The sequence below is a fragment of the Paenarthrobacter sp. E2MeOHC11 genome (assembly GCF_058744955.1).
The window spans coordinates 3,411,701-3,435,715 of sequence record NZ_CP196673.1 but is presented as its reverse complement, the minus strand read 5'-3'; the positions used below and the strand labels follow the sequence as shown (position 1 = coordinate 3,435,715).

Sequence of the window (24,015 nt, the reverse complement as noted above, 5' to 3'; positions counted from 1 at the left end):
ACATTTCGTCACGAAGGGGTTCCGGACCTTGTTCAAGGACGCTACTTATGCAGGTTCCCGCCGGGTTTAGCCACCCCTTGCTTGCGCGTCAGGAAGGGTTGCCAACTACGGCGTCGTAGCGTTCCAAGGCGATCTCAGCGAGCACCTGCGACGGCAGCAGCGGTGCCGTAACAATGTCTGCTCCGGCCTTGGCCAGCTGGTCGTGGAAGTAACCGGTAGCCAGCAGGTAGGAGGAGATGAAGACCCTTCCTGTCCCACCATCAGAGGCGAGTTCCGCACGCAAGGAGGCGACGCCGTCGGGCACTGTTGGCTGGGCGCTGGCGCCATAGGCCACCCGCACCTTGTTCGGCAGCAGCTCGGCGAGCAACCGTGCTTGCTCTTCCGAGTCCACGGAGCCGTCAGGGAGGGACGATCCCGCGGCAGCCAGCAGCACGCCGTCGTCGTCATTCAGTCCAGCGGCGCGCAGGTGGGTGGCGAGCAGCTCGGCAAGCCGCGCATCGGGGCCGAGCGGCCGGGCAGCCACAACTTCGGGCCGGCTCTTGATCGCCTTGGGCACGTCCACCTTGACGTGGAAGCCAGTGGACAGCAAAAGCGGTACGACGACGGCGGCAGTCCCCCCGGGCATGTTTTCCACCACACCGGACAACTCGGGTTCCTGCACGTCAACGTATGCCTCCAGAACCTGCAATCCGGGACGGAGGGCTTCGATTTCAGCCATGACCCGGCGGATGGCTGCCTGGCCTTCGGCGTTGCGGGTTCCGTGGGCACACGCGATCAAAACGGGGCTGTTCATGGGAGCTAGCGTAACGTTGAGCCAGCATCTGTTGAGAGCCGTACCCAGAAAGAACCCGTCCACTTGATTTCCATCGACATCGTCCTTCTCTGGCTTGACCTGGTAGGCGTGTTCTTCTTCGCGGTCTCCGGGTCCCTGTTGGCCGCCCGCAAACAATTCGACATCGTAGGCTCAGTGCTCCTCGGCTCCATCGTCGCCCTGGGTGGCGGCGTGATCCGCGACATCGTCATCAACGCCGGTCCCCCGATCGCCTTCACAAACCCTGCGTATCTTGCTCCCCCGCTGCTGGCTGCGATGCTGGTCTACTTCCTGTTTTCTTCGGTCCAGCGCTTCACATCCCTGCTGACGCTGTTCGACGCCGGCGGGCTGGCTCTGTTCTGCATCACGGGGACGTTGAAGGCGCTGGGTGCCGGAATGAACCCGGTGGCCGCCATCCTGCTGGGTGTCACGACTGCTGTGGGCGGCGGGCTCCTCCGCGACATTACAGCCAATGAAATCCCTACCCTGTTCAATGCCCGCGACCTCTATGCCTTGCCGGCCTTTGTGGGGGCTGGACTCACCACGTTGTTGTGGCATCTGGGCATCTTCAGCGGTCTCTCTGCCTGCATCGTGGCAGCTGTTGTTTTCGCTTTCCGTGTCATCGCGTGGCGACGCAGCTGGCACGTGCCGTTGGCCGTCCGTGGATGGCACCGCCCAGGCAGTGGAACAGGCGCAATTTCAGGTGTCCGGGATTAGCTAGGATAAGAGCATGACTGACATGTTCCTCGAGAAGTTCCGTGCGCTGGTCCCAAAGTATCTCGAGGATGAATGGCAGGAAGAAGACGGCCTCACGCCTGACGAACTGGATGACGCCCTCGCCGATCACTCCTTCACCATCCCGCTGGTTCTGCGCGAGTTCTACCTGGCAATCGGCGGTTGTGAGGACCTCATGGAGGCATACCACTACTTCTGGGACCCCGAGGAACTCGAGGTCGATGACGAAGGTTTCCTCATGTTCCTCGAAGACGAAGAGGAACAGTTCACCTGGGGCTTCCGAACTGCCGATCTCGGCATCCCGGACCCCATCGTCTGGCGCCGCAACAACGCCCGCGGCCAGTGGAAGAGCGAAGAGGGCACCTTCTCCGAGTTCGCGTTCGACATGTTCGAGTGGGCATTCAACGACGAAGACTAAGTTTCCGCAAAAAACAGCCCCTTTCCTGACTTCCTGGTCGGGAAAGGGGCTATTTTGTTGTGACCCGTGTGCCTCCAGCACCCACTTTCATGTCGAAGCTGCCCTGGCACGCCGTTCAGGTGGTGTGTCGCCGGAGAATTGCCGTCAAAGTGGGTGATGGCGGTACATGGGAGACGCAAACTCACGACGACGGCGGAACCCACCCAGGTGCGTACCGTGCCGGTGCGTAGCGGCCAACTTCCCTGTTGCGCAGGACTGCCTTGACCTCGGCAACCATCCTCTCCGGGTGATGAACGACATCCGCGTAGTAGTAGCGAAGGCTCAATAGCCCCATCCGCATGGCTGCGTTGTTCCTGTATTGGTCCTTCTTGACCTGTTTTCCCTCAAGGTGTGTGCCGCCGTCGAGTTCAACGATCAGGCATTCGTTGACCAGACAGTCCACTTCACCTACTTCCGGGACGTCCGCGTGCATCTGGACCCCAAGTCCAGCCCTGGTGAAGTGGGTGTGCGCCAACACCTCCAACAGGGAGTCGGACCGGGGCAGAACCGCATCCAAGGTTGCGCGAACCCGGCCGTTCCTGTTGCCCGGAAGCCTTGACTTCAGGAAGTCCGTCGAGAGGAGCGCCAGGCTGACCGCACTCTGCACCAAGACGAGTGCATCCAATTCAGGCAAACATCGGAGCGCGTGGATCAGGACATCGGCCACCCCGGCAACCGGCAGGTACGGATGGTCGGGGTGCTGGCGGGCCCCGTGGTGCGCAACACGGCGCCTCGCCAGGCCGGTGCTGCAGCTCAAATGGAGTTCCTCTGCACTCTCAAGAGTCCACAGACCATAGAACCGGGCGGCCGAGATACAGGTAAGTACGCCATCGGCCCGGAAGGCGGCAACGACGTCGGGATCGGCGTCGCCCGAGGTATAGACGCCACGGTGTAAGCGAGCAGCTGTCCCATCACTGACAGCCTTCGCCAGTGCCCGCTGAGTAAAGCCGGCCTTCCTGAGGGTTTCCGTTCTGGCTGCTCCGCGCCGGCTGCGGAGGAATTCGTTGATATCCATGCAGCCATGCTGGGTTCGGCGAGGACCCCGCGGCTGGCGGGAAGTTCCCTATGTGGACAACTACGGGTACCTCCACCACCTGGTTTGCGGGCCTGCAATGTAGCGACACACCCCCTGTACGGCGAGTCCCCCCGCTCCGTGATCCAAAGTAGGTGATGGAGGTTCGGCGCTTCGCTGTAAATCGCACGGCATAGAGGAAAAAATCGTTGACCCAAAAAGTTGCATATGTGACAGGGTTGTCATAAACTTTTCACGGATCCACTAAATGCCTCCGGTGGTTCTGATGCGAACGGAGATTGTGGTCCCGGTTCGGTGCAGCGTATGACTCGTAACGTTGCAACGAGCCGGGGCCATTCCGTTTTTCCGGAACTTCAAGTTTGGCCGCGTACGGCCACCACCCACGTTGATTCCACCAGCAGCCCAACACGCCGTAACCACAGGCGAGTCGCCACGCTCGAACACTCAAAGTAGGTGGTGACGGTACAGGTTTCACGACGACGACGGGCCTGCATCCGAAATCCGGACAACAAAAAACAGGCGTCCGGCCTACATGAGACCGGACGCCTGCGAAAGCAAAGGAAAAAAATTAGCTGCTGCGGTCCACCACTGCATGCGCGAAGTTGGTCAGCGATGCCTTCACAACGCCCTCGGGCAGCGGGGCCAGGGCAGCGACGGCCTCGGCGGACCACTGGCGGGCGATCTTCCACGACTCGTTGGTGACGGGATGCTCGCGCAAGCCGGCTACGGCCTCGGCCAGGGCCGAGTCGGAGGACAGGTCACCGTCGATCAATTCCAGGAGCGCAGCAGCAGAGGCATCCCCGGCGGCAGCATCGCGGCGCAGCAGCAACACGGGCAGCGTGGGCACGCCTTCGCGAAGGTCGGTGCCCGGGGACTTGCCGGACTTGACCTTCACACCAGTGACATCAATGACGTCGTCGGCAAGCTGGAAGGCAACGCCCACCTTCTCGCCGTACTCAACCAGCAGGTCCTCGTAGGCTTCGTCTGCGCCTGCGAAGATCGCGCCGAGTTGCCCGGACGCCGCAACCAGGGAGCCGGTCTTGTCAGCGATGACGGACAGGTAGTGCTCCACGGGATCTTCGTCTTCGCGCGGTCCCACGGTTTCGTGGAGCTGGCCAAGGCACAGGCGTTCGAAGGTCCGGGCCTGGATGCCCAAGGCGCGGGAGCCGAGCTCGGAGACCAAGATGGATGCTCGGGCGAAGATGAGGTCACCGGTGAGGATGGCCACGGAGTTGCCCCACACTTCATGTGCCGTGGGTGCACCGCGGCGGAAGGGAGCAGAGTCCATCACGTCGTCGTGGTACAGCGTGGCGAGGTGCGTGAGTTCAACAACCACGGCCGCCTGGACAACCTCGGGGCGTGAAGCATCGCCGAGGTGCGCACATAGCAGAGTGAGGAGCGGACGGATGCGCTTGCCACCGGCTTCCACCAGGTGACGCGACGTCGCGTCAGCCAGGGGGTCCGAGTTGGAGATGGCTTCGCGGAGCTTCTTCTCAACCCGGGCAAGGTTGGTGGTGATAGCGGGGCCGAGCTCGGCGTCGCCGGCGATGGCGGCAAAACCGGCGGGCAACTGGAGTCCCGTGGCAATCGCGGTGGTGTTGGGAGCAGGCTCAACGGTGTCCGGCAGGCCGTGCCCGGCATGCGTCCAGCTGTGTTCGGCAGAGTTCGTCACGGAATAACCCTAACTAGTTGTTGCGGAAACCGCGGTGTCGGTGCCTGCCGGCGTAAGGGCGCGGGCAGCGGAAGTGTTGGACGTGGCCGGAACCAGCATCTCGAGGACGCGGATCACGCGGTCTTCGAAGCCCTTCGCGGCAGGGTCGGTGAGGTTGGCGAGCATGCGGACCACAAAACGCATCAGCACTGGAATGGGCATGCCTGTGCGCAACGCCAGTTTCATCACGGCAGGCTTGCCAATCAACGCAGCAAACGCACGTCCCAGCGTGAAATGCGATCCCCACTGGTCCCGCACGTAGTCCGCGTACCGCGAAAGGTGGGCATCGGCGTCGTCGGCGGTCCAGCCTGCTGAGCGCGAACGCGCGGCGCCGTCAATCAAGAACTCTGCGGCGAACCGGGCTGATTCCATCGCGTAGGAGATGCCCTCGCCGTTGAACGGGGACACCATTCCACCGGCGTCGCCCAGCAGGAGCAGGCCGGGTGAGTAGTGCGGCGTGCGGTTGAAGCCCATGGGCAGCGCGGCGCCACGGATCTCCCCCACCTGGTTCTCAGGGGTAAAGCCCCACTCAGGAGGCATGCCGGCCGTCCATTCGCGAAGGACCTGCTTGTAGTCGAGCTTGCCGAATTCCTTGGACGAATTCAGGATGCCGAGGCCAACGTTGGAGGTGCCATCGCCGACACCGAATACCCAGCCGTAGCCGGGAAGCGGTTTGCCTGACTTGCCGGGAAGTTCCAGCCAGCCTTCCATCCAGTCGTCCTCGTGCCGCGGCGAGGTGAAATAAGTGCGCACGGCGACACCCAGCGGTCGGTCGTCGCGCTTGTGCATACCTAGCGACACGGCGGTTCGCGTCGAGTTTCCATCGGCGGCTAGTACGACGTCGGCATGGAAGTCGCGCGTTTCGCCCGTCTTGCGTCCGGACTCGTCGAGAACTGACGCCCGCGCGCCGATGACGCGACCGTCGTCGGCGGTCAAAGCCGAGGTGACGCTGTGGCGTTCCAGCACGACGGCGCCGGCGGCCTGGGCGTGCCTGGCCAAGTCTTCGTCGAACCCGAGACGGGTGCGGATCAGGCCGTAGGTGGGAAAGTCGGAGACCTCGGGCCAGGCCAGCTCGATGGTGCGCCCACCGGCAATCAGGCGCAGCCCCTTGTTCCGGCGCCACCCTTCCTCAACAGCGTGCGGCAGTCCGAGCTTCTGGATTTCGCGGACAGCGCGGGGAGTCAGGCCGTCGCCGCACACCTTTTCACGCGGAAAGGAGGTCTTTTCCAGCACCGTGACGTCGATGCCCGCCTGGGCGAGGTAATACGCGGCGGTGGACCCTGCAGGGCCCGCGCCAACTATCAGTACTTTCACGTCGTCCTAAATCAGCAGGCAGTACGAAGTCAGCCGGCCTGGTGGCGCGGCTTGATCTGGCGGCGAAGCTTGGCTACGGGGACACTTTCGCGGTGCTCGGCGGGCTTCTGTGCACGGTGGACGGCGACGATGCCGCCGCTGAGGTTGCGGTAAGTGATGTCCGTCCAGCCAGCGTCACTGAGCCACTGGGCCAAGTGGTCCTGGTCCGGCCAGGCGCGGATGGACTCGGCGAGGTACACGTAGGCATCCGGGTTGGAGGACACCTTGGTGGCGATAGCCGGCAGCGCACGCATGAGGTACTCGGTGTAGAGGTTGCGCCAGAGCGGCACTACGGGGTGGGAGAACTCGGCGATGACCAGGCGACCACCGGGCTTGGTGACGCGGAGCATTTCCTCAAGGGCCTTGCGGGGCTCCACCACGTTGCGGAGTCCGAAGGAAATGGTGGAAGCGTCGAAGCTGTTGTCAGCAAACGGGAGGTTGGTGGCGTCACCGGCGATGAAGTCGATGTCCGGCCGGCGTCGCTTGCCAACTTTGAGCATGCCCAATGAGAAGTCGCAGGCCACGACGTCCACGCCAGCGTCTGCATAGGGTTCGCTGGAGGTTCCCGTTCCGGCTGCGAGGTCCAGGACCTTCTGGCCCACCTTCACGTCCATGGCATCAACCACGATCCGGCGCCAACGCCGGGTCTGCCCCATGGACAGGACATCATTGACGACGTCGTATTTTGGGGCGACATCATCAAACATCGTCGCAACTTCGTCCGGACGCTTTTCCAAGGATGCTCGGTTCACCCTGTAATTGTCTCAGACATTCAACCGACTTTGCTGCGCTGTAGAAGTCGGCTCAGATTCTGGTTACGCGCGGGAGTACTGTTGTTCCATCATGACGAGCACGCTCCGCACCTTGACAGTCCCCCTCGATGTTGACTCATCCTCCGGGGGGCTGCCGTCGTTTCTGGTGCGGGACGACGTCCTGTGCTGGTCCCGCCGCGAGGCCGGCCTGGTTGGCTACGGCGAACTGACCCGCTTCAATGCCACCGGCCCGGAGCGTTTCCTTGAGGCCGATATCTGGTGGCGGCACCTCATTCTTGAGGCCGAAATCACGGACCACGTAGACCTTCCGGGCACCGGTCCCGTCGCTTTTGGCTCGTTCGCTTTCTCCAAAACGTCCCCGCACGTCTCACGTTTGATCCTCCCCGAACTGGTGGTTGGCATCCGCGATGGCCGTGCCTGGGCTACCCAGCTAACGTTCGACGACGGTCCCCTCACCGAGGCCGGCGTCCTCGCCTCCGTGACTCGCTGGCTGACTGAGCCGGAACCGAACGGCGAGGATTCAGCGGCGGGAGGATCCGACGTCGCCCCCTCACCTGAGGCTGTTGCCGCGGACGGTTCGAGCGGTCACCTCAGCCACGGTTCCCTTAGCGAGTCCGCGTGGATGCAGGCCGTTTCCAATGGTGTCGACGAGATCCGCGCCGGGAAACTGGAGAAACTCGTGTTGGCGCGCGACGTCGTCGCGACCCTTCCGGACGGCGTCAACGCTGCGGAGGTACTTCGCCAGCTGGCCGCAAGGTACCGCGAATGCTGGACGTACGGCGTGGACGGACTGGTCGGTGCGACGCCCGAGATGCTGATCCAGGTGGAGGGCCGCACTGCACAAGCCCGCGTGCTGGCTGGTACCTTGGACCGCCGCGACGCCGATGGCTTGGACGGCTCCCCCATGGCGTACGCCGAACGCGTCCTGGCTGGATCCGAGAAGCAGCGGCACGAGCACGAGATCGCCATAGATTCACTGACCCGGCAGCTCGCTCCCTTCTCCGAGGCGATGAATTCCCACAGCGAGCCGTTCATTCTTGAGCTGCCCAACGTGTGGCATCTGGCCTCGGACGTGAAGGCGGAGTTGGCGGACATTGAGGGACACGTGCCCACCTGCCTGGCCCTCATCAACGCCCTGCATCCCACGGCTGCAGTGTGCGGAACCCCGACGCTGGTGGCCGGAGCGTTGATTCGCAAGCTCGAGCATTTGGACCGCGGACCGTACGCCGGACCGGTCGGTTGGCTCGACGCCGCCGGCAACGGCGAATGGGGTATCGCGCTCCGTGGCGCGGTCATCGAAGACGCCAACACGGTGCGCCTATTCGCGGGCTGCGGCATTGTGGAGGGCTCGCAGCCGGAGGCCGAACTGGCCGAGACGTGGGCCAAGTTCAGGCCGATGCTTGAGGCGCTGGGCATCCGCCGCTGAATCCGGGATCCCAGACAGACCTTCTGCTGGGGTGGTTGATAAGTGGGTAAACTTGTTATCCAATAGTGAAACTTCGTTTCCTGTGATGCACATCTCACGTTCGGCGCTACACTAAAACCGACTCAGTTCAGCATCCACCGCAACAAAAGGTAAACAACATGCAGATCTCCCGTTCGGTTCTGTCCGGCACCAAGATTGCCGCCGTGCTCGCAGCCGGCGCACTGGCCCTCACCGCTTGTGGCGGCTCGTCCACCCCTGCGGCTACGGATGCCTCGGGCCTCAAGCTCATCAATGCCGGCAAGCTCACGGTGTGCTCGGACGTTCCCTACGAGCCCTTCGAATTCCAGAAGGACGGCAAGATTGTCGGCTTCGACATGGACATCGCCGCTGAGATCGCCAAGGACGCCAAGGCAGAACTCAACGTGGTGGACAGCTCCTTCGAAGCCATCGAGACCGGCACCGCCCTGACCGGCTGCGACGTTTCCATCTCCTCGATCTCCATCACGGACGTCCGCAAGAGCGTCATGGACTTCTCCACCCCCTACTTGGATGACGACCTGACCCTCGTGGCCACCTCGTCCTCCGGCATCAGCAACCTTGATGGCGCCAAGGGCAAGAAGGTGGGCGTCCAGCAGGCCACCACCGGCGCCCAGTACGCCAAGGACAAGGGAATCGACGCCCAGCAGTTCGAGGACTCCGGCCTCCTGGTCCAGGCCCTCAAGGCCGGCACCATCGACGCCGCAGTCGGCAACCAGTCCGTCCTGGGCTACGCCATCAAGGACGACTCCAACCTGAAGCGTGTCGAAGACTACGCAACGGGCGAGAAGCTGGGCATCTCCATCAAGAAGGGCAACACCGCCATGGCGGATGCCGTGAACGCCACACTGAAGCGCATCACCGACGACGGTTCACTGAAGAAGTTCGAGACCACCTGGTTCGGCGAAGCCACCAAGTAGTCCGAGCCCCGGCTCCCGAGATCCACGCAGGCGGGCCCCGAAACGATACGTTGTTTCGGGGCCCCACCTGCGCAACATGAATGTGAGAACACCATGGCAATGACTGCACGTCAACGAGCCAAAGTCAGTTTGTACGTCCAGGCCGGAATCTTTGTTGTGGTCCTGGCCGCAGTGATCCTTGCCGTGGACTGGAAGACGATCGGCACCAGCGTCTTCAACTTCGCCAAGATCGGCCCGATGTTCCCGGACATCTTCCTGGTTGGCCTCAAGAACACCCTCATCTACACGGCGCTGGCCTTCGTGGTGGGCTTGTCCGGCGGCCTCCTGCTTGCCCTGATGAAGCTCTCCACCTTCCCTCTCTACCGGTGGCTGGCCACGGGCTACATCGAGTTCTTCCGCGGCGTTCCTGCACTGTTGGTCTTCATCGCCTTCGGCTACGGCGTTCCGCTCGCCTTCGGTGTCCAGTGGGACGTCAACATCGTGGTCATGGTTTCGCTGGGCATGGTGGCCTCGGCCTACATCGCTGAAACCCTCCGCGCGGGCCTCCAGGCTGTGCCCAAGGGCCAGATGGAAGCCGCCCGTTCACTGGGCATGCCGCAGTGGCGGGCCATGGTTTCCATCGTCATCCCCCAGGCTTTCAAGATCGTCCTTCCGCCGCTGACCAACGAGATCATCCTGCTCACCAAGGACTCCTCGCTGATCTACGTCCTGGGCCTCACCGCGTCCCAGTACGAGCTCACCAAGTTCGGCCGTGACGGCATCTCCAGCCTCGGAGCCGGCCTGACGCCGCTTCTCGTGGCCGGCGCTTTCTACCTGGTCATCACCATCCCCTTGAGCCTCCTGGCACGGAAGTTCGAAAGCCGCTCCGCGCGGACGAAGCGATAGGCAGGACAGTCATGAATAACTCCACTGGGAGCACGTCCAACGTTCGCGCTGCGGGCGTCGACATCAAGGATCTGCGCAAGTCCTACGGCAGCAACGAGGTCCTCAAAGGTATCTCGCTGACCGTTGAACCGGGCCAGGTAGTTTGCCTGATCGGGCCCTCGGGCTCCGGCAAGTCCACCCTCCTGCGCTGCGTCAATCTGCTGGAGCAGCCCAATGCGGGCACCATCAACGTGGGCAAGTTCGAGGCCACAGACCCTGACGTGGACCTCAACAAAATGCGCCAGAGCGTTGGAATGGTGTTCCAGCACTTCAACCTGTTCCCGCACCTGAGCGTGTTGGACAACTGCACCATCTCCCAGATGAAGGTCCTCAAGCGCTCCAAGTCCGAGGCAGCCGGCGTGGCCCGCCACAACCTGGAGCGCGTTGGCTTGGGACACCTCGCCGACCGATTCCCGGACCAGCTCTCCGGTGGCCAGCAGCAGCGCGTGGCTATTGCCCGTGCCCTGTCCATGGACCCGCAGCTCATGCTTTTCGATGAGCCCACGTCAGCTTTGGACCCTGAGACCGTGGGAGACGTCCTTGCCGTCATGCGCAAGCTGGCCCAGGAAGGCATGACCATGCTGGTGGTCACGCACGAGATGGGCTTCGCCCGTGAAGTCGCCGACCGCGTGGTCTTCATGGACGCCGGTGTCGTGGTGGAAGAAGGGCCGGCGGAGAACGTCATCAGTGCCCCCACCCAGCCACGAACCAAGGAATTCCTGCGCCGTGTCCTGGACCCGACGCACATCGGTGTCGAGGAAGCCTGACGCCACGCAGATTCGCTAGCGCCACGGAACCAGGAGGGCGACACCCATAGGTGGGTGTCGCCCTCCTGTTTCTGTGTCACCGGCGAGCCTGGGCTTAGCCCGCCGTGAGGACCTGGCCCACCGCAGCGTTGATGGCTTCCTTGATCCGAGCATGGAGCACCCGCAGGCCTGCCCGGTCGACGCGCACCTCCACGATGGTGCGCCCCTTGAGCGGCAGCTTGAGTGCGTCGGCGAGTTCCGCCGTCGTACTTACCGCTTGATGTCCGACGCCGTACGCGGCCGCGAGTGCCGCAATGTCCACTGAGTGCGGGGTACCAAAGAGGCGTTCGACGGCAGTGCCGTAGGCGCCTGAGTCCTCGACGGCGCCGTGCTCGAGCAGGCTGAAGATGGCACCGCCGGCGTCGTTGAGCACCACGATGCGCAGGTCCGGCACAGGTTCACCGTGGCCGAGAAGCAACCCCCCAGCGTCGTGGAGGAAGGTGACATCGCCCAGGAGAACCGTGGTTTCGCGTCCGCTGCCCAGGGCGATGCCGGTGGCTGTGGCGATGGTGCCGTCGATGCCGGCGAGGCCGCGGTTGGCGTGCACGGTAGCGATGGGTTCGGTGTGGGGTTGACCAGCGAGGTCGACGTCGCGGATGCCGTTGGAGGAGCCGAGGACCAGCTGACCGCGGGAGTGTTCCCAAACGGTTGCACCAACGGAGGGACCGTTGGCGAGGGTCTCCCCCGCGAGCACTCCGTCAAGGCTGTGTTGGGCTGCTGCGCCTGCGAGGAGCCAGGAATCCAGCCATTCCGCAGATCCCCGGCCAGCGAAATCGGCCAATTCGGGGAGGGTTTCGATGGGTGTTTCGCGGCGTCGGCCCGCCTCATACCAAGCGACTGGAACAGGCTGGTAGATGGCTGTGCCTACGGACTCGCGGGCCAGCAAGGATGCCACGGGACGGGACAGGGTTGCCCGGCCAAAAAGGACCACCCTTTCGATCGGAGCGGGCGACTCGGGGCCGAAGTGCTCCAACAACACCCGGTACGGCCCAACTGCGTTAGGCCCGAAACGTGCGTTGGAGGACGGTTCCGCGAGCAACGGAAGGCCGTGGGCCCGCGCGAATGCTTCAGCCACAGGGCCTGCATCGTGGCCTGCGAGGACCACGGTGCGTCGCTCGGCGAGTTCGCTGGATGCTGCCGGAAGATCCAAAACCTGGGGGCCGGCGTCGTAATGGAACACTCCGTGTCCGGTGGTTTCGGGCAGGGCGTCGCCGGCCGCGGGAACCAGCGGATCGCGGAACGCGAGGTTCACTTGGACAGGGCCGGGCGGGGTGTCTTCAAGTGCGCCGGTGGCGGCATACAACGCGGTGGCAACAGCCTTCTGCGGATGGTCACCGGCAGGGATGTCGACGGCGAATCGTACGTGGTCGCCGAAGAGGTCCAGCTGGATGGTTGTCTGGTTGGCCCCGGTTCCGTGGAGTTCCTCCGGCCGGTCCGCGGAAATGACCACCAAAGGCACTGCTGAGTGGTTGGCCTCCATGACGGACGGAAGAAGGTTGCCAACCGCCGTGCCTGAAGTGGTTACCACAGCCACCGGCGCCTCGGTGGAAAGTGCCAGGCCCAGGGCTGTGAACCCGGCATCGCGTTCGTCAATGCGGACGTGCAGCCGGACGCGGCCGGCAGCTTCTGCTTCCGCGAGGGCGTAGGCCAGGGGCGCCGACCGTGAACCAGGGGCCACCACCACGTGCCGCACCCCGCCGTCCAGCAGTGCCGTCACGGCGATCCGGGCGGCGGCGATGGATGTCAGAGAGTCCTGGGAAGTCACCCGTCCAGTCTATTGGCGCGTGTGGACGCTCATCACACCCCAATCAGGCGAGCGAGAGGAAGAGCTTTTCCAGTTCTTTTCGATCCATCGTTTCGTCTTTTTGGGTGATGCACTGCTCAAGGCCAGTGGCGATGATGGCGAACCCGGCGCGATCGAGAGCTTTCGACACCGCTGCAAGCTGGGTGACCACATCCTTGCAGTCCCGCCCTTCTTCAAGCATTCGCGTGACGGCCGCGAGCTGGCCTTGGGCGCGCTTGAGCCGGTTGATAACGGGTGTGAGTTCTGCCGGGTTGAGTTCCATGAGCTTCTCCAAGGTGTCGGGAATCTCCCACTACTATATACCCCCTGGGGTGTTTGACTACCCCCCGGGGTATCTGGAATACTCGGCGGGGTATCCGCTACCGCCTATTCGAGAGGCTCTCCATGACGTCGCCCACCAAGGCATCCGCCATCACCACGCTCGCCCCGGAAACACTGCACAACTGGATTGCCGAACACCGCGATCTGATGGTGATCGATGTGCGCTCAGCTGCCGAGTTCGAATCCATGCACATCCGCGGGTCCTATAACGTGCCCCTGCCTTTGCTTTCGGAACATACCGATGAACTGGCTGCCAGACTGGGCTCCCGCGTGGTTCTGGTGTGCCAGTCAGGCGCACGCGCCGAGCAGGCCCGTCAGCGGCTCGGCGCGTCTGGCATTGAAGGTGCGTACGTTCTGACCGGAGGGGTCCCCGGGTTCGTCGCCGCCGGTGGCGACGTTGTGAGGGGCAAGGACCGCTGGGACCTGGAGCGCCAGGTCCGCCTCGCTGCCGGCTCCTTGGTGGTGCTGGGCATGGTGGGCGGCAAGTTCATCTCACCCAAAATCCGCGTGCTAGCCGGGGCCATCGGCACAGGGCTGACCTTCTCGGCCGCCACCAACACCTGCGCAATGGGGAAAGTCCTCTCAGCCATGCCGTGGAACAAGGCCGCCAAGGAGCCCACCCGCGAAAGCGCCATCCTCCAGCTTCCGGCACCAGAAGCGGGCATTGCGGCATGATCCCGGCCCTGGCCCTGGGACTCATTGTCGGGATCGTCCTGGGAGTGGTGGGTGGCGGTGGGTCAATCATCGCCGTCCCCGCCCTTGTCTACGGCGTGGGCATGAGTCCTACCCAGGCCATCCCGACGTCCCTGTTGGTGGTAGGAGTATCGTCTTTGGCGGCACTACTTCCGAGGGTCCGGGACGGCCTGAACTGGCCGGTCGTCGCGTTGATCGGTCTTGCAGGCATCCCGGCAGCCTGGGGTGGTGCAGCCGTAGGCCGACTGCTGGATCCAAACATCCTGATGCTGGCATTTGCGGTGATCATGGTGGCCGCAGGGATCCGAATGCTCGCCAAGCCCCGCGAGTCCGATGGATCCTGCAGCACGGGCCCCAACAGGGCCTTCCGATCCTGCGCTCCAAAGGCAGTGGGGGTAGGGCTGCTGGTGGGATTTCTGACCGGACTGCTGGGGGTTGGCGGCGGCTTCCTCATCACCCCCGCCTTGACCATCCTTCTGGGCCTGCGCCTGAAGCAGGCTGTCGGAACGTCCTTGGCCATCATCGTGATCAACTCCGCCGCAGGGTTCAGCGCGCACGCTGCCGGGTACACCATCGACTGGGCAACCACACTGGCATTCGCCGTCCCGGCCATCCTGGGCTCGCTGGTCGCCGCCCGGGTGGCCCGCCGCCTGAAGGACAAATACGTCCGCATCTCGTTCGCAGTACTCATCTTCGCCGTCGCGGCGTGGGTGACCACCGGGGCCGTAACTGCCTAACCAAGGAAGAAGGAGAACACTATGGGACTCATGGATACCGTCAGAAAGGCCTTCGGTAAGCCCTATAAAACGATCGACGTCGCCAGGGCCAAGGAACTCCTGGACTCCGGCGCCACGCTGATCGATGTCCGATCAGCGCAGGAGTGGCGAACCGGCCGCGCCACGCAGGCCAAGCATATTCCTTTGGACCGACTGCAGACCAGCACCTCCGGCATCCAGAAATCCCGGCCCGTCATCGCCGTGTGCGCTTCAGGGGTACGGTCCGCTTCGGCGGCCCGGCTGCTAGCCACAAAAGGGTATGACGCCTACTCGCTACGCGGCGGCATGGCAGCCTGGCGTCGCGCCGGCGAACCTGTCCGTTAGCGACTGTCACTATCTTTCGAAGGAGAATCCAATGGCCGAAATCACTGTCACCGAAGCAGAGCAGCGGCGCTCCACCGTCTGCATCCTCGACGTCCGCGAGGACTTTGAGGTCGCCGAAGGCATGATTCCCGGAGCCCTCCACATTCCCATGGGTCAGTTGCAGGCACGCCTGTCCGAACTGGACCACAAAGTCCCGGTCATTGCCGTATGTCGAAGCGGCAACCGTTCAGCCCGCGTCGCTGACGCCCTCAATGGCGCCGGCTTTTCTGCGGACACGATGGCCGGGGGCATGATCGCCTGGATCCGGGCCGGTCTTGCCACCACCTGAACGAAAACGCGGCAGAGCGGCACCCTGACATCACTTTCACCAAAGTGGACACCGCACGTACGCACCAAAACTGCTGGCCGAACTCCCCTTGGAATATACCCCCATGGGTATTCGTTTCAATTACGTCATCTACTCCACGAAGGAGAGCACACCATGCTTATCGAGCGCATTTACGATGAAGACCTCGCCCATGCCAGCTACCTGATCGGCTGCCAAGCCAAGGGAGAAGCCATTGTTGTCGATGGCCGGCGTGACATCGCCGTCTATCAGGATCTCGCCGCGAAGAACGGCATGAAGATCGTGGCCGTAACCGAGACACATATCCATGCCGACTACCTTTCCGGCACTCGTGAACTTGCCGCCGTCACCGGAGCAAAAATATATGTTTCCGGCGAGGGCGGCCCCGAATGGCAGTACGAATTCGACGGCGAGCGGTTGCATGACGGTGACAGGATCGCCTTGGGCAACATCAGCATCCAAGCAGTGCATACCCCGGGCCACACTCCTGAACACCTTTCCTTCCTGGTCACCGACGGCGCGTTCAGCGACCAGCCAGGCTACTTGCTCTCCGGGGACTTCGTTTTCTCCGGCGACTTGGGTCGACCGGACTTGCTCGATGAGGCCGCGGGCGGAATCGACACCCGTTTCGAGGGCGCCAAGCAACTCTTTGCCAGCCTCCGGGACAAATTCCTGACCCTTCCCGACTACGTCCAGGTCCACCCGGCCCACGGTGCCGGCAGCGCCTGCGGCAAGGCCCTCGGGGCCATACCCTCGTCAACCGTGGGCTATGAGCGCCTGTACGCCTGGTGGGGACCCTACCTGGCAGCGAACGACGAGCAAGGATTCGTTGACGAACTCCTGGACGGGCAACCCGACGCCCATGCTTACTTCGGACGGATGAAGCGGGAAAACCGTGAAGGGCCCGCCGTCTTGGGCGCACGCCTGCCTCTTCAGGAGCTGGACGCCGCGGAGGTGTCCCAGGACCTGGCATTGGACAAGGTCACGTTCATCGACACCCGCCCGCACACTGAGGTCCACCACAGCACAGTAATCCGGTCGCTCAACGTTCCCGCGGGCAAGTCGGTAGCCAGTTACGGAGCCTGGGTGATCAACCCGGAAACGGACAAAAACCCGCTGGTTCTCTTGGCACCGGACCAGGGCGCAGCCCAGGACATGTGGGATCACTTGGTACGTGTCGGCATCGACAACATCGCCGGATTCCTCACCAGCATCGACGGCCTGCCAATGTTCACGCCTAAGCTCATCCAGCCGGAGGAACTCGACGGCTTCAACGCTGCCATGGTCCTGGATGTCCGTAACAAGACAGAGCACAATTCCGGCCATATCCCGGGTTCCCACCAGCTCAGCGGTGGCCGCGTCATGTGGCATCTTGACGAACTACCCGCCGAAGGCACCATCGTGAGCTATTGCCAGTCCGGCGTTCGGAACTCAGTTGCGGCCAGCGCCCTTCGCCGGGCCGGATACGACGTCGTCGAACTCGACGGCAGCTACGCAGCATGGTCCGCCCAGCAGAATTCACTGGCCACCGCCTAAAGCCTAGGGCCCTCCCGCCCGTCAGTTACCGCGGGTGAGAGGGCCTTCGTTCAACGATCAGGGGCAGGCGTTACTTGCGGAAGACCTGCACGATCGACGGACGCGGGGCGCGAACGGCACCGGCGGCAGGAGTGGCCCCGGCCGGCACGTAATCCGGGAAGAAGGAGTTCTGCGCTGCGAACGAGCCCTCTTCACCCGGGTGCTGGACGGCGACGAACACTGTTCGCTCTTCGTCGTGGATGATCGGACCACAGGTCTCGGCATCACGGGGCACTGCAAGGAACTGCTCCACCTTGCCGCGCTCACGACCCTCAAGGGTGACCTTGAAGAGGCCATCGGCGTACCCGATGCTGGACGGTGCACCATCGGTGGAGATCCAAAGATTGCCCACGGAGTCGAACGCCACGTTGTCCGGGCAGGAGATCGGCGAAACCTTGTCCGTGGGGAATCCGGAGAAGTAGGTGGAGGTGTTCTTGGCAGGGTCGCCGGCAACCAGCAGGAGGTTCCAGTTGAACTTGGTCCCCGTCTGCTCGCGCCCTTCGGTGATTTCCACGATGTGTCCATCGCGGTTCAACGTCCGCGGGTTGACCTCCGTGGCGCCTTCCTTGCCGGCCTTGCCGCGGTCGGAGTTGTTAGTGCAGGCTACGTAGACCTTGCCGGTGAGCGGGTTCGGCTGGACGTCTTCGCAGCGGTCCATCTTGGTGGGGCCAACCTTGTCGGCGGCGAGGCGGGTGTAGACCAGTACTTCGGGGACAGACATGCCCGGAACGGCGGACTTTCCGTCGACAACCAGCGGCAGCCACTCGCCGCTGCCATCGAAGGCACCGTCCGCAGGGAGCTTTCCTGAGCCATCGATCTCGGCAACCGGCGAATCACCCGTGAACTTGGCAACGTAGAGGTCGCCCTCGGAGAGCAGACCCATGTTGTTCCTGCGGGCTTCCTTGGAGACGCCGGCCTTGTACTTGCCCTTGGAGACGAACTTGTAGAGGTAGTCGAAGCGCTCGTCGTCGCCCATGTAAGCCACGACCTTGCCGGATGGGGCAACAATGACGTTGGCGCCTTCGTGCTTGAAGCGGCCCATGGCGGAGTGCTTCTTGGGCGTGGAGGTGGGGTCGAACGGGTCAACTTCCACGATCCAGCCGAAGCGGTTGGTCTCGTTGGCGTAGCCGGAGTTGCGGGTATCGAAGCGCGGCTCGTCGAGTTCCCACTTACGCGAGGTGGGGTTGGCCGTGATGCCGTACCGTTTGTCGCCATCGCTCGTGCCCGGTGCGGCGAAGTAGCCGTTGAAGTTCTCTTCGCCGGAGAGGATGGTGCCCCACGGGGTGGTGCCGCCGGAGCAGTTACCCAGCGTGCCCTTGATCCAGCGGCCTGCGGGGTCATCGATGGTCTTGACCAGGTTGGTGCCTGCTGCGGCGCCGGTCAGTTCGTAGACGGTGTCCGTGAGGAAGCGTCGGTTCAGGGGTGCGCCCTGGACGTAGTTCCACGGCTTGTTCTTGTTCTTGCGTTCGAGCTCAACCACTGCCAGGCCGTGCCCGGCCCGACCAATGGCACGTGCCTCGGCGGGGTCAAAGCCCACGGGCAGCATGATGTTCTCGTTGGTGTACTCGTGGTTGGTGAACAGTACCGCACGGCGATCCTTGGAACCGGGGATGGGCAGGATGTCCGTGTAGTCGTTGTTGTAGCCGAACTGTCGGGCCTGGGCTGCGGCGGTCTGCGCGTTGAGGTCGAAGGCCGGCGAATCGGCGAACAGGGGGTCGCCCCAGCGGATGATCGGCTTCCAGTCGAAGCCTTCGGGCACGGTGAAGGCGTCCACAGCGGCATCGACCGGCTTGATCGCGGAGAACTTGAGCTTGGACTTCTCGAAGCCCTTCTTCGCAGCCTCGGAGAGTCCGTTGCCGGAGTCGGCCACCGCGGTATCGGCACCGCTTACAGCACCACCGAGTACGACGGCGAGCGCACCGGCGGCGCCGAGGCCAAGAGCGGCGCGGCGGGACATTGCCGTTGAGGCGATGTCGCGGAAGTAGCCGTTGGCGCTGGTGTTGCAGACATCGCCCGAGCAGGCGTTATCGCACTTCAGGGCACACGTCACGGGGCTGCGCTTGCCCTTGGTGTGGCCGAGCATGGGGAGCAGCGCAAACGTGCGTCCGGTGGTTTCAGACATGGGGGAAGACCTTCCAGAGGATGTATCAGGTTCCCGTTGAGCCTTTCAGCGGAATCCGAATCTGAGAGGTCTCTCTGGTTAAGGATCGGTGAACAAGCCGTGCTGGTTTCCCTCCAGCACTGAGTGCACCCGCCGTAGACGGTCCAGCCACCAGTCCCGACGCTCCCCAGATGCTGCGTACTGCTCAAGCAGCCCCGGATCGGCGACGCTTTCGCGCAACGTGATGGCGCCGTCGTCGGACACCAGTGGGTCCAGGGTGATATCAGAGGCGAACAGCGAAACGGTTCCCAACCCACAGGCGTACGGAAGGGACGGTAGGGCCGCTGCCAGTGCGAGCCCGGCGCTGATGCCCACGGAGGTATCCAGCGCAGAACTGACGACGGCGGGCAGCCCGGCTTGGTGCACGATGTCCAAGGCCCGCCGGACTCCCCCGAGTGGGGCGACCTTGACCACAATGAGGTCCGCGGCACCGGCTCTGGCTACCCGAAGGGGATCGTCTTCCTTGCGAACGCTCTCGTCGGCGGCGATGAGGACAGGTGTCCCCGCAGCAGCGAGGCGACGGCGCACCTCGGCCAGACCCTCAATGGTGGGGACGGGCTGCTCGGCATACTCAAGGCCAACAGCGGACAGCTTGCCCAGGGCCTCCACTGCTTGCTCTACGTCCCAGCCTCCATTCGCATCCACCCGCAGGGCAGCGTCTGGAAGTGCCCTACGTACTGCATTCACCCGGGCGACGTCGTCTGCCAGGGCCTGACCACGTTCGGCAACCTTGATCTTGACCGCATCCACACGGCCGAAGCGAGCCAACACGTCAGGTACACGTTCGGCAGGGACAGCAGGAACTGTGGCGTTGACCGGGATGGTGTCCCTCAGCGCCGGGGGAAACCCAAGCCAGCCCGCTTCCAGGGCCGCGGCCAGCCAACGGGAGGCTTCGTCGTCGTCGTATTCAGGGAAAGGGCAGAACTCGCCCCAGCCCAGCGGCCCCCGTAGGAGGAGCGTCTCGCGCTCCATGATGCCGCGGAATTTCACGCGCATGGGCAGCGATACTACGTGGGCGGAGTCGCGGAGTTCTTCAAGGGAGGGCAGAGCAGGCATGGTGCCACTGTACCGGCGGCCCTCCGCCTCAATGGAAGGCGAATTGGGCTATGTGGAAATCTACGGCGACCAGTAGTTCCGCACCCGTCCCAGGGCGTCGTCGAACTGGTCACCGGCCAGGACAAGCGAACTTTCAGGCATTCCCAGCTCATCCCAGCGTGCCACCAGCTGCGCATCCCCTTCTACGGGCAGCGGCCACAACCAGTACCGCGCGGAGCCATCCACTTGCTCGTCACTTCCGCCGGTACCACCGCCGCCTTGATGAGTGAGCACGGGGCCCACCATGTCTTCGGAACCTTCAAACATGGACGGGGTGGGATGCGCGGCGACGGCCTTCCTGCCGTCGGGGAACGCCACGCCCATCATGATGCCGGGCAGGCCCGGCCGGCTGAAGCTCTGCTCCATGACGTCGCGCCATTCCTGGTCTGATTCGTTTTCGCGCCGGACACACCACACCGTGTCCAGCAGGCACCCTGTGGAGTAAACCTCCACCGACTTCAATGCCACCACCATCCTGGGGCTGCTGTAGAGAAACTCACCAACAGGCACGATGCCCGGCAGCTCGTCCGTCGGCGGACCGAACCATCCTGGCCGCACCGGCTGCGGTTGTCGTGGCCGCGCAGGGGGTTCGGGGAGGTCGTCGAAGAAGCTCATAATCCACTCATACACCACCACACAGACACTGGGGAGGGGTACCTGACAACCGAGAGACCTCAATCGCGATATTCTCGGAATACGACTCAATGTGGGGGAGATATGACGCAATCAATGCCCGGTTCCACGACGCCTCCCGGCTGGTACCCGGACCCTTCGGACCCGCGGTTCGTCCGCTGGTGGGACGGACATGCCTGGACAGCCCACCAGGCCCCTCAGCAGGTGCAGTATCAGCAGGCGTTCAAGGCTCCGCGAACCCGGCTCAGCGACCAGACACCGATCTACAACCCCTTCATCTGGGCCATCACCCTGCTGCCCTTGGTGTCTGTATTGTTCATGCTCACCTGGCAGCCGGAATTCCGCATCATCACCACACGGCAGGGCGTCACAACCGTTGACCCCCTCTCGATCTACACACCAGGCTATTTCCTGCTCATGGCATCGAGCTTCGTCATCTACGGACTCTCGGTGTTCTTTGCCTACCTGGACCAGCAGCGGTTGGCGAGGGCCGGCGTCGTACGTCCTTTCCACTGGGCCTGGGCGTTCCTGAACTCGGCGGTTTATGTCATTGGCCGTTCGGTGATCGTCAACAAGGTGGCGCCCAAACGCGGGCTGTTGCCGGTGTGGATCACCATCGCCGTGTTCGTGATCAGCATGGTGGTGGCCGGCATCTGGACGTCGAACATGATGCAGACCATGATGTCGTCCTTCGGATACTCCATCTCTACCTGACACGGAGGAAACCTCACACGCGTTAGGTAGACTGCTGACAGAAGACGGAAGGACTCTCCCGATGAACCGCAAGGCCACTGCACTGGACGTCGCCAAGAGGGCGGGTGTCTCCAGGAGCGCGGTCTCCTTGGTTCTGAACGGCCGCGGCGACGGGAATGTGGCCAAGGAGAGCCAGGACCGGATCCGCGCGGCGGCGTTGGAGCTGAACTACTCCCCCAATGCGATCGCGCTGAGCCTGCGCAACCAGCGTTCCAGGGTTATCGGGATCCTGTCGGACGAAGTGGTGGTCAGCCCGTTCGACGGCAACATCATCGGCGGCGCGGATGACATTGCGCGCAGCCGCGGCTTTGTCACGGTTGTCATGGACACCGAGCGGGATAGCGCCCGGGATGCCGGCGCCATTGAGACCCTCCTGGACCGGCAAGTCGATGGGCTCATGTACGTCACAGTGGGCTTGAAACCGATCGACGTTCCGCAGGGCATGCTCCGCGTTCCGTCCGTGTTGGCCAACTGCTACGACGCCCTCCCCGAACCGCAACTGCACCACGTGATTCCTGATGAGGTCACCGGCGGACGCGAAGCCACCGAGCACCTTTTGCAGCTGGGGCACCGGGACATCGCGCTGCTGGCAGGATATGAAGACTCGCCGGCCGCGCCACTCCGCGTTCAGGGGTACCGGGATGCGCATGCAGCGGCCAACGTTCCGCTACGGAGCGACCGGATTGTCATGGCCGGATGGGACATTGATGCCGGCTATCGCGGCGCCATGAAACTGCTCGACGACGTGTCCCCGGCTGATCGGCCCACGGCCATCATGTGCGCGAACGACCGTCTCGCCGTCGGAGTGACACTTGCGGCTGCCCGGCTTGGGCTCAGCGTCCCCGGGGACCTGTCCGTGATGGGCTACGACGATGAGACCCGGATCGCGGACACCATGGTCCCGGCGCTCACCACCATGGCATTGCCGCTGCGGGAGATCGGCCGCGCCGCGATGACCACGCTGCTGGACACCATCGAGGGAACCAACACCACAGGGAAGGGGACCACCGTGGAAACGATGGTCCCCTGCCGCCTTGTCATCCGGGAATCGACCGGCCCCGCGCCCACGCGCTAGGCCGTTGACGTCGCAAATACCAGAACAGCGCACGACGCCGGCCTGCCGCCTACGCGGGCAGCGTCAACTTCCACACGTCGGCAGTCGCGCCAGCGGGCAACGTAAGCTGCCATTCCTCTCCCGGAGCAGGGTAGGCCCGAAGGGTGGCGGCGACGGAACCGGAACGGTAGACCTCCACGAGGGATGCGTCGATGAAAATCCGCAACTCCTCCCCCTCGGCCACGGATCCCGAGTAAACCACCTGAGCGTCGGCCCCCGAACCAAGCACCAGCTCCACAGAGCCGGAACCAGAACCGGAAGAACCACCGCGAACCAGCACCTCGGCAAACGCAGGCACAGCAACGGCACCGGAGCCGACAGCGCCCTCAGCCACAGCAGCACCCCGGTACGCCTCAATCTCAGGCGCAGGAGTGACAGCCAGCGCCCCGTCAACCACGGACAAAACGCGCGGATGCGTCAGGACACCCGACCACCCGGCGTCGTCGATTTCTTCCTGGGTGCGGCCCCGGCGACCGTCGCGTCCGGGACCTTCGTTGGCCCACCCCCACAGCAACGCTGCAGGCGCGGAGTCAGCAGAGCCATAGGAGAGCTGCACAATCTGCGGCGCGTAGAAGTCGCGGCCAAGATCCGCCTTCCCACCCGAAACGGGAGCAAACACAGGCAAGCCCGTGGCAGGATCCGCGGACAGGGAGCCGGTCAGGTACCCCACCCCATTGGCGTGCTCGTGATCGTCCCCGGAGAGCCATAGCGAGAACATCACGACCCAGGTGGAGCCACCAGAAACGAGGGGTACCTCGACCAGTTGCGGGCACTCCCAGATCTCGGCCGGGGTGTGGACAGCAGCCACCGGATCAGCAGTGGTCAGCCAGATGCCTTGGTACTCCCAGACGTCAAGGGAGTCCACTGTGTACAGCAGCAAAGCGGCGCGCCCGTCGGAAAGCCCTGCACCCTGCATGGCGTAGCGGGCACCGTTGAAGTGGAAGATGAAGGGATCCCGCACAGCGGTTACCAATGGATCTTCGGGCATGGACGCAGCAACGTGCCCGTCCTGCTCCCAGGAAACAAGATCGGCGGAGCCACGGGCTATGACTACCTGTGAGTGCCCGCCGTGGTCCTGGATACCCGAATAACAAGCGGTGGGCACTCCATCATCCAACGTCACTACGCCGGTCCAGCATCCGGCGGAGTCGGGCCCGCCTGCCTGGGGCGAAAGCGCTACGGGGTGTTCTTCCCAACGCACTAGATCACCAGAGCTCACATGCCCCCAGTTGATCTGAGAGTGCCGCGCGGACGACGGGTTGTACTGGAAGAACACGTGGTACCGGCCATTGATGGAGCTGATGCCGTTGGGATCGTTGATCCAGCCTTGCGCCGGGCGCGGGTGGAAGCGCGGGAAGGCGGGATCCGGGTGCGTTGCCGCCATGGAAAGCGAGGAGGAGAGTGCAAGGTCCGTCAACGGAACCCCTTTCAGAAA

At 63.6% G+C, this 24,015-nt stretch carries 24 protein-coding genes; 13 read left to right on the top strand and 11 right to left on the bottom strand.

Going from position 1 to position 24,015, the window contains the following annotated elements; translation table 11 throughout:
* Window positions 1–88: 88 nt before the first annotated feature.
* Window positions 89–856, bottom strand: coding sequence for a sirohydrochlorin chelatase (locus ACSSVG_RS15980; protein WP_231340073.1), 768 nt, complete (start codon window positions 854–856; stop codon window positions 89–91).
* Here ACSSVG_RS15980 and ACSSVG_RS15975 point away from each other — a divergent pair, their 5' ends adjacent.
* Both ACSSVG_RS15975 and ACSSVG_RS15970 read left to right on the top strand, forming a co-directional pair.
* Window positions 857–1,528 carry a trimeric intracellular cation channel family protein gene (locus ACSSVG_RS15975; protein WP_159700895.1) on the top strand — a complete coding sequence of 224 codons (672 nt, stop codon included), beginning with the start codon at window positions 857–859 and terminating at the stop codon, window positions 1,526–1,528. It abuts the gene before it with no gap.
* 13 nt (window positions 1,529–1,541) lie between these two features.
* Complete coding sequence (locus ACSSVG_RS15970) at window positions 1,542–1,964, top strand: hypothetical protein (protein WP_159700898.1); 423 nt, start codon at window positions 1,542–1,544, stop codon at window positions 1,962–1,964.
* A gap of 181 nt (window positions 1,965–2,145) precedes the next feature.
* On the opposite strand, the gene ACSSVG_RS15965 is transcribed toward ACSSVG_RS15970, so the two are convergent.
* The 4 genes from ACSSVG_RS15965 to ACSSVG_RS15950 form a co-directional block, all read right to left on the bottom strand.
* Window positions 2,146–3,018, bottom strand: coding sequence for an endonuclease domain-containing protein (locus tag ACSSVG_RS15965; RefSeq protein ID WP_492415631.1), 873 nt, complete (start codon window positions 3,016–3,018; stop codon window positions 2,146–2,148).
* A 586-nt stretch (window positions 3,019–3,604) separates the two neighbouring features.
* Entirely contained in the window at window positions 3,605–4,708 is a 1,104-nt protein-coding gene (locus ACSSVG_RS15960) for a polyprenyl synthetase family protein (RefSeq protein WP_231340075.1), read from the bottom strand.
* Between the two features lie 9 nt (window positions 4,709–4,717).
* Window positions 4,718–6,061 (bottom strand): geranylgeranyl reductase family protein, encoded by a 1,344-nt coding sequence (locus ACSSVG_RS15955; RefSeq protein ID WP_492415630.1) that lies wholly within the window; start codon window positions 6,059–6,061, stop codon window positions 4,718–4,720.
* Between the two features lie 29 nt (window positions 6,062–6,090).
* Window positions 6,091–6,852: a demethylmenaquinone methyltransferase gene (locus tag ACSSVG_RS15950; RefSeq protein ID WP_090817170.1), complete on the bottom strand. Its 762-nt coding sequence runs from the start codon at window positions 6,850–6,852 to the stop codon at window positions 6,091–6,093.
* A gap of 91 nt (window positions 6,853–6,943) precedes the next feature.
* Between ACSSVG_RS15950 and ACSSVG_RS15945 the strand changes: the two genes are divergently transcribed.
* The 4 genes from ACSSVG_RS15945 (at window position 6,944) to ACSSVG_RS15930 (ending at window position 10,946) form a co-directional block, all read left to right on the top strand.
* Entirely contained in the window at window positions 6,944–8,299 is a 1,356-nt protein-coding gene (locus ACSSVG_RS15945) for an isochorismate synthase (protein ID WP_231340077.1), read from the top strand.
* A gap of 158 nt (window positions 8,300–8,457) precedes the next feature.
* Window positions 8,458–9,255 (top strand): ABC transporter substrate-binding protein, encoded by a 798-nt coding sequence (locus ACSSVG_RS15940; protein ID WP_231340078.1) that lies wholly within the window; start codon window positions 8,458–8,460, stop codon window positions 9,253–9,255.
* A 93-nt stretch (window positions 9,256–9,348) separates the two neighbouring features.
* Window positions 9,349–10,140 (top strand): amino acid ABC transporter permease, encoded by a 792-nt coding sequence (locus tag ACSSVG_RS15935; protein WP_253468815.1) that lies wholly within the window; start codon window positions 9,349–9,351, stop codon window positions 10,138–10,140.
* 11 nt (window positions 10,141–10,151) lie between these two features.
* On the top strand, window positions 10,152–10,946 hold the full coding sequence (locus tag ACSSVG_RS15930) for an amino acid ABC transporter ATP-binding protein (protein ID WP_492415629.1): 795 nt from the start codon (window positions 10,152–10,154) through the stop codon (window positions 10,944–10,946).
* Window positions 10,947–11,040: 94 nt separating this feature from the next.
* Here the strand turns inward: ACSSVG_RS15930 and menD are convergent, their stop codons facing one another.
* Together menD and ACSSVG_RS15920 are read right to left on the bottom strand one after the other, a co-directional pair.
* On the bottom strand, window positions 11,041–12,750 hold the full coding sequence (menD, locus tag ACSSVG_RS15925; protein ID WP_492415628.1) for a 2-succinyl-5-enolpyruvyl-6-hydroxy-3-cyclohexene-1-carboxylic-acid synthase: 1,710 nt from the start codon (window positions 12,748–12,750) through the stop codon (window positions 11,041–11,043).
* Window positions 12,751–12,793: 43 nt separating this feature from the next.
* The gene (locus ACSSVG_RS15920) at window positions 12,794–13,051 is read right to left on the bottom strand and encodes a metal-sensitive transcriptional regulator (protein ID WP_231340082.1); all 258 of its coding nucleotides are present in this window, start codon (window positions 13,049–13,051) and stop codon (window positions 12,794–12,796) included.
* 122 nt (window positions 13,052–13,173) lie between these two features.
* Between ACSSVG_RS15920 and ACSSVG_RS15915 the strand changes: the two genes are divergently transcribed.
* The 5 genes from ACSSVG_RS15915 (at window position 13,174) to ACSSVG_RS15895 (ending at window position 16,785) form a co-directional block, all read left to right on the top strand.
* Window positions 13,174–13,785: a rhodanese-like domain-containing protein gene (locus ACSSVG_RS15915; RefSeq protein ID WP_231340083.1), complete on the top strand. Its 612-nt coding sequence runs from the start codon at window positions 13,174–13,176 to the stop codon at window positions 13,783–13,785.
* Complete coding sequence (locus ACSSVG_RS15910) at window positions 13,782–14,540, top strand: sulfite exporter TauE/SafE family protein (protein ID WP_231340084.1); 759 nt, start codon at window positions 13,782–13,784, stop codon at window positions 14,538–14,540. The genes ACSSVG_RS15915 and ACSSVG_RS15910 overlap by 4 nt, the downstream gene beginning before the upstream one ends.
* 21 nt (window positions 14,541–14,561) lie before the next feature.
* Window positions 14,562–14,903 carry a rhodanese-like domain-containing protein gene (locus ACSSVG_RS15905; protein WP_231340085.1) on the top strand — a complete coding sequence of 114 codons (342 nt, stop codon included), beginning with the start codon at window positions 14,562–14,564 and terminating at the stop codon, window positions 14,901–14,903.
* A 31-nt stretch (window positions 14,904–14,934) separates the two neighbouring features.
* Window positions 14,935–15,231, top strand: a complete 297-nt coding sequence (locus tag ACSSVG_RS15900) for a rhodanese-like domain-containing protein (protein WP_231340086.1) — start codon at window positions 14,935–14,937, stop codon at window positions 15,229–15,231.
* Between the two features lie 153 nt (window positions 15,232–15,384).
* Window positions 15,385–16,785, top strand: a complete 1,401-nt coding sequence (locus ACSSVG_RS15895) for an MBL fold metallo-hydrolase (protein WP_231340087.1) — start codon at window positions 15,385–15,387, stop codon at window positions 16,783–16,785.
* Between the two features lie 70 nt (window positions 16,786–16,855).
* On the opposite strand, the gene ACSSVG_RS15890 is transcribed toward ACSSVG_RS15895, so the two are convergent.
* From ACSSVG_RS15890 to ACSSVG_RS15880, 3 genes are all read right to left on the bottom strand, one after another.
* Window positions 16,856–18,946 (bottom strand): PhoX family protein, encoded by a 2,091-nt coding sequence (locus ACSSVG_RS15890; RefSeq protein WP_492415627.1) that lies wholly within the window; start codon window positions 18,944–18,946, stop codon window positions 16,856–16,858.
* Window positions 18,947–19,024: 78 nt separating this feature from the next.
* Window positions 19,025–20,041 carry an o-succinylbenzoate synthase gene (locus ACSSVG_RS15885; RefSeq protein WP_231340089.1) on the bottom strand — a complete coding sequence of 339 codons (1,017 nt, stop codon included), beginning with the start codon at window positions 20,039–20,041 and terminating at the stop codon, window positions 19,025–19,027.
* 60 nt (window positions 20,042–20,101) lie between these two features.
* Window positions 20,102–20,695, bottom strand: coding sequence for a hypothetical protein (locus ACSSVG_RS15880; protein ID WP_231340090.1), 594 nt, complete (start codon window positions 20,693–20,695; stop codon window positions 20,102–20,104).
* Window positions 20,696–20,797: 102 nt separating this feature from the next.
* Here ACSSVG_RS15880 and ACSSVG_RS15875 point away from each other — a divergent pair, with 102 nt between their 5' ends.
* Complete coding sequence (locus ACSSVG_RS15875) at window positions 20,798–21,427, top strand: DUF2510 domain-containing protein (protein WP_492415626.1); 630 nt, start codon at window positions 20,798–20,800, stop codon at window positions 21,425–21,427.
* 61 nt (window positions 21,428–21,488) lie between these two features.
* Window positions 21,489–22,541, top strand: coding sequence for a LacI family DNA-binding transcriptional regulator (locus ACSSVG_RS15870; RefSeq protein WP_231340093.1), 1,053 nt, complete (start codon window positions 21,489–21,491; stop codon window positions 22,539–22,541).
* Between the two features lie 49 nt (window positions 22,542–22,590).
* On the opposite strand, the gene ACSSVG_RS15865 is transcribed toward ACSSVG_RS15870, so the two are convergent.
* Window positions 22,591–23,997 (bottom strand): glycoside hydrolase family 32 protein, encoded by a 1,407-nt coding sequence (locus tag ACSSVG_RS15865; RefSeq protein ID WP_492415625.1) that lies wholly within the window; start codon window positions 23,995–23,997, stop codon window positions 22,591–22,593.
* Window positions 23,998–24,015: the final 18 nt, after the last annotated feature.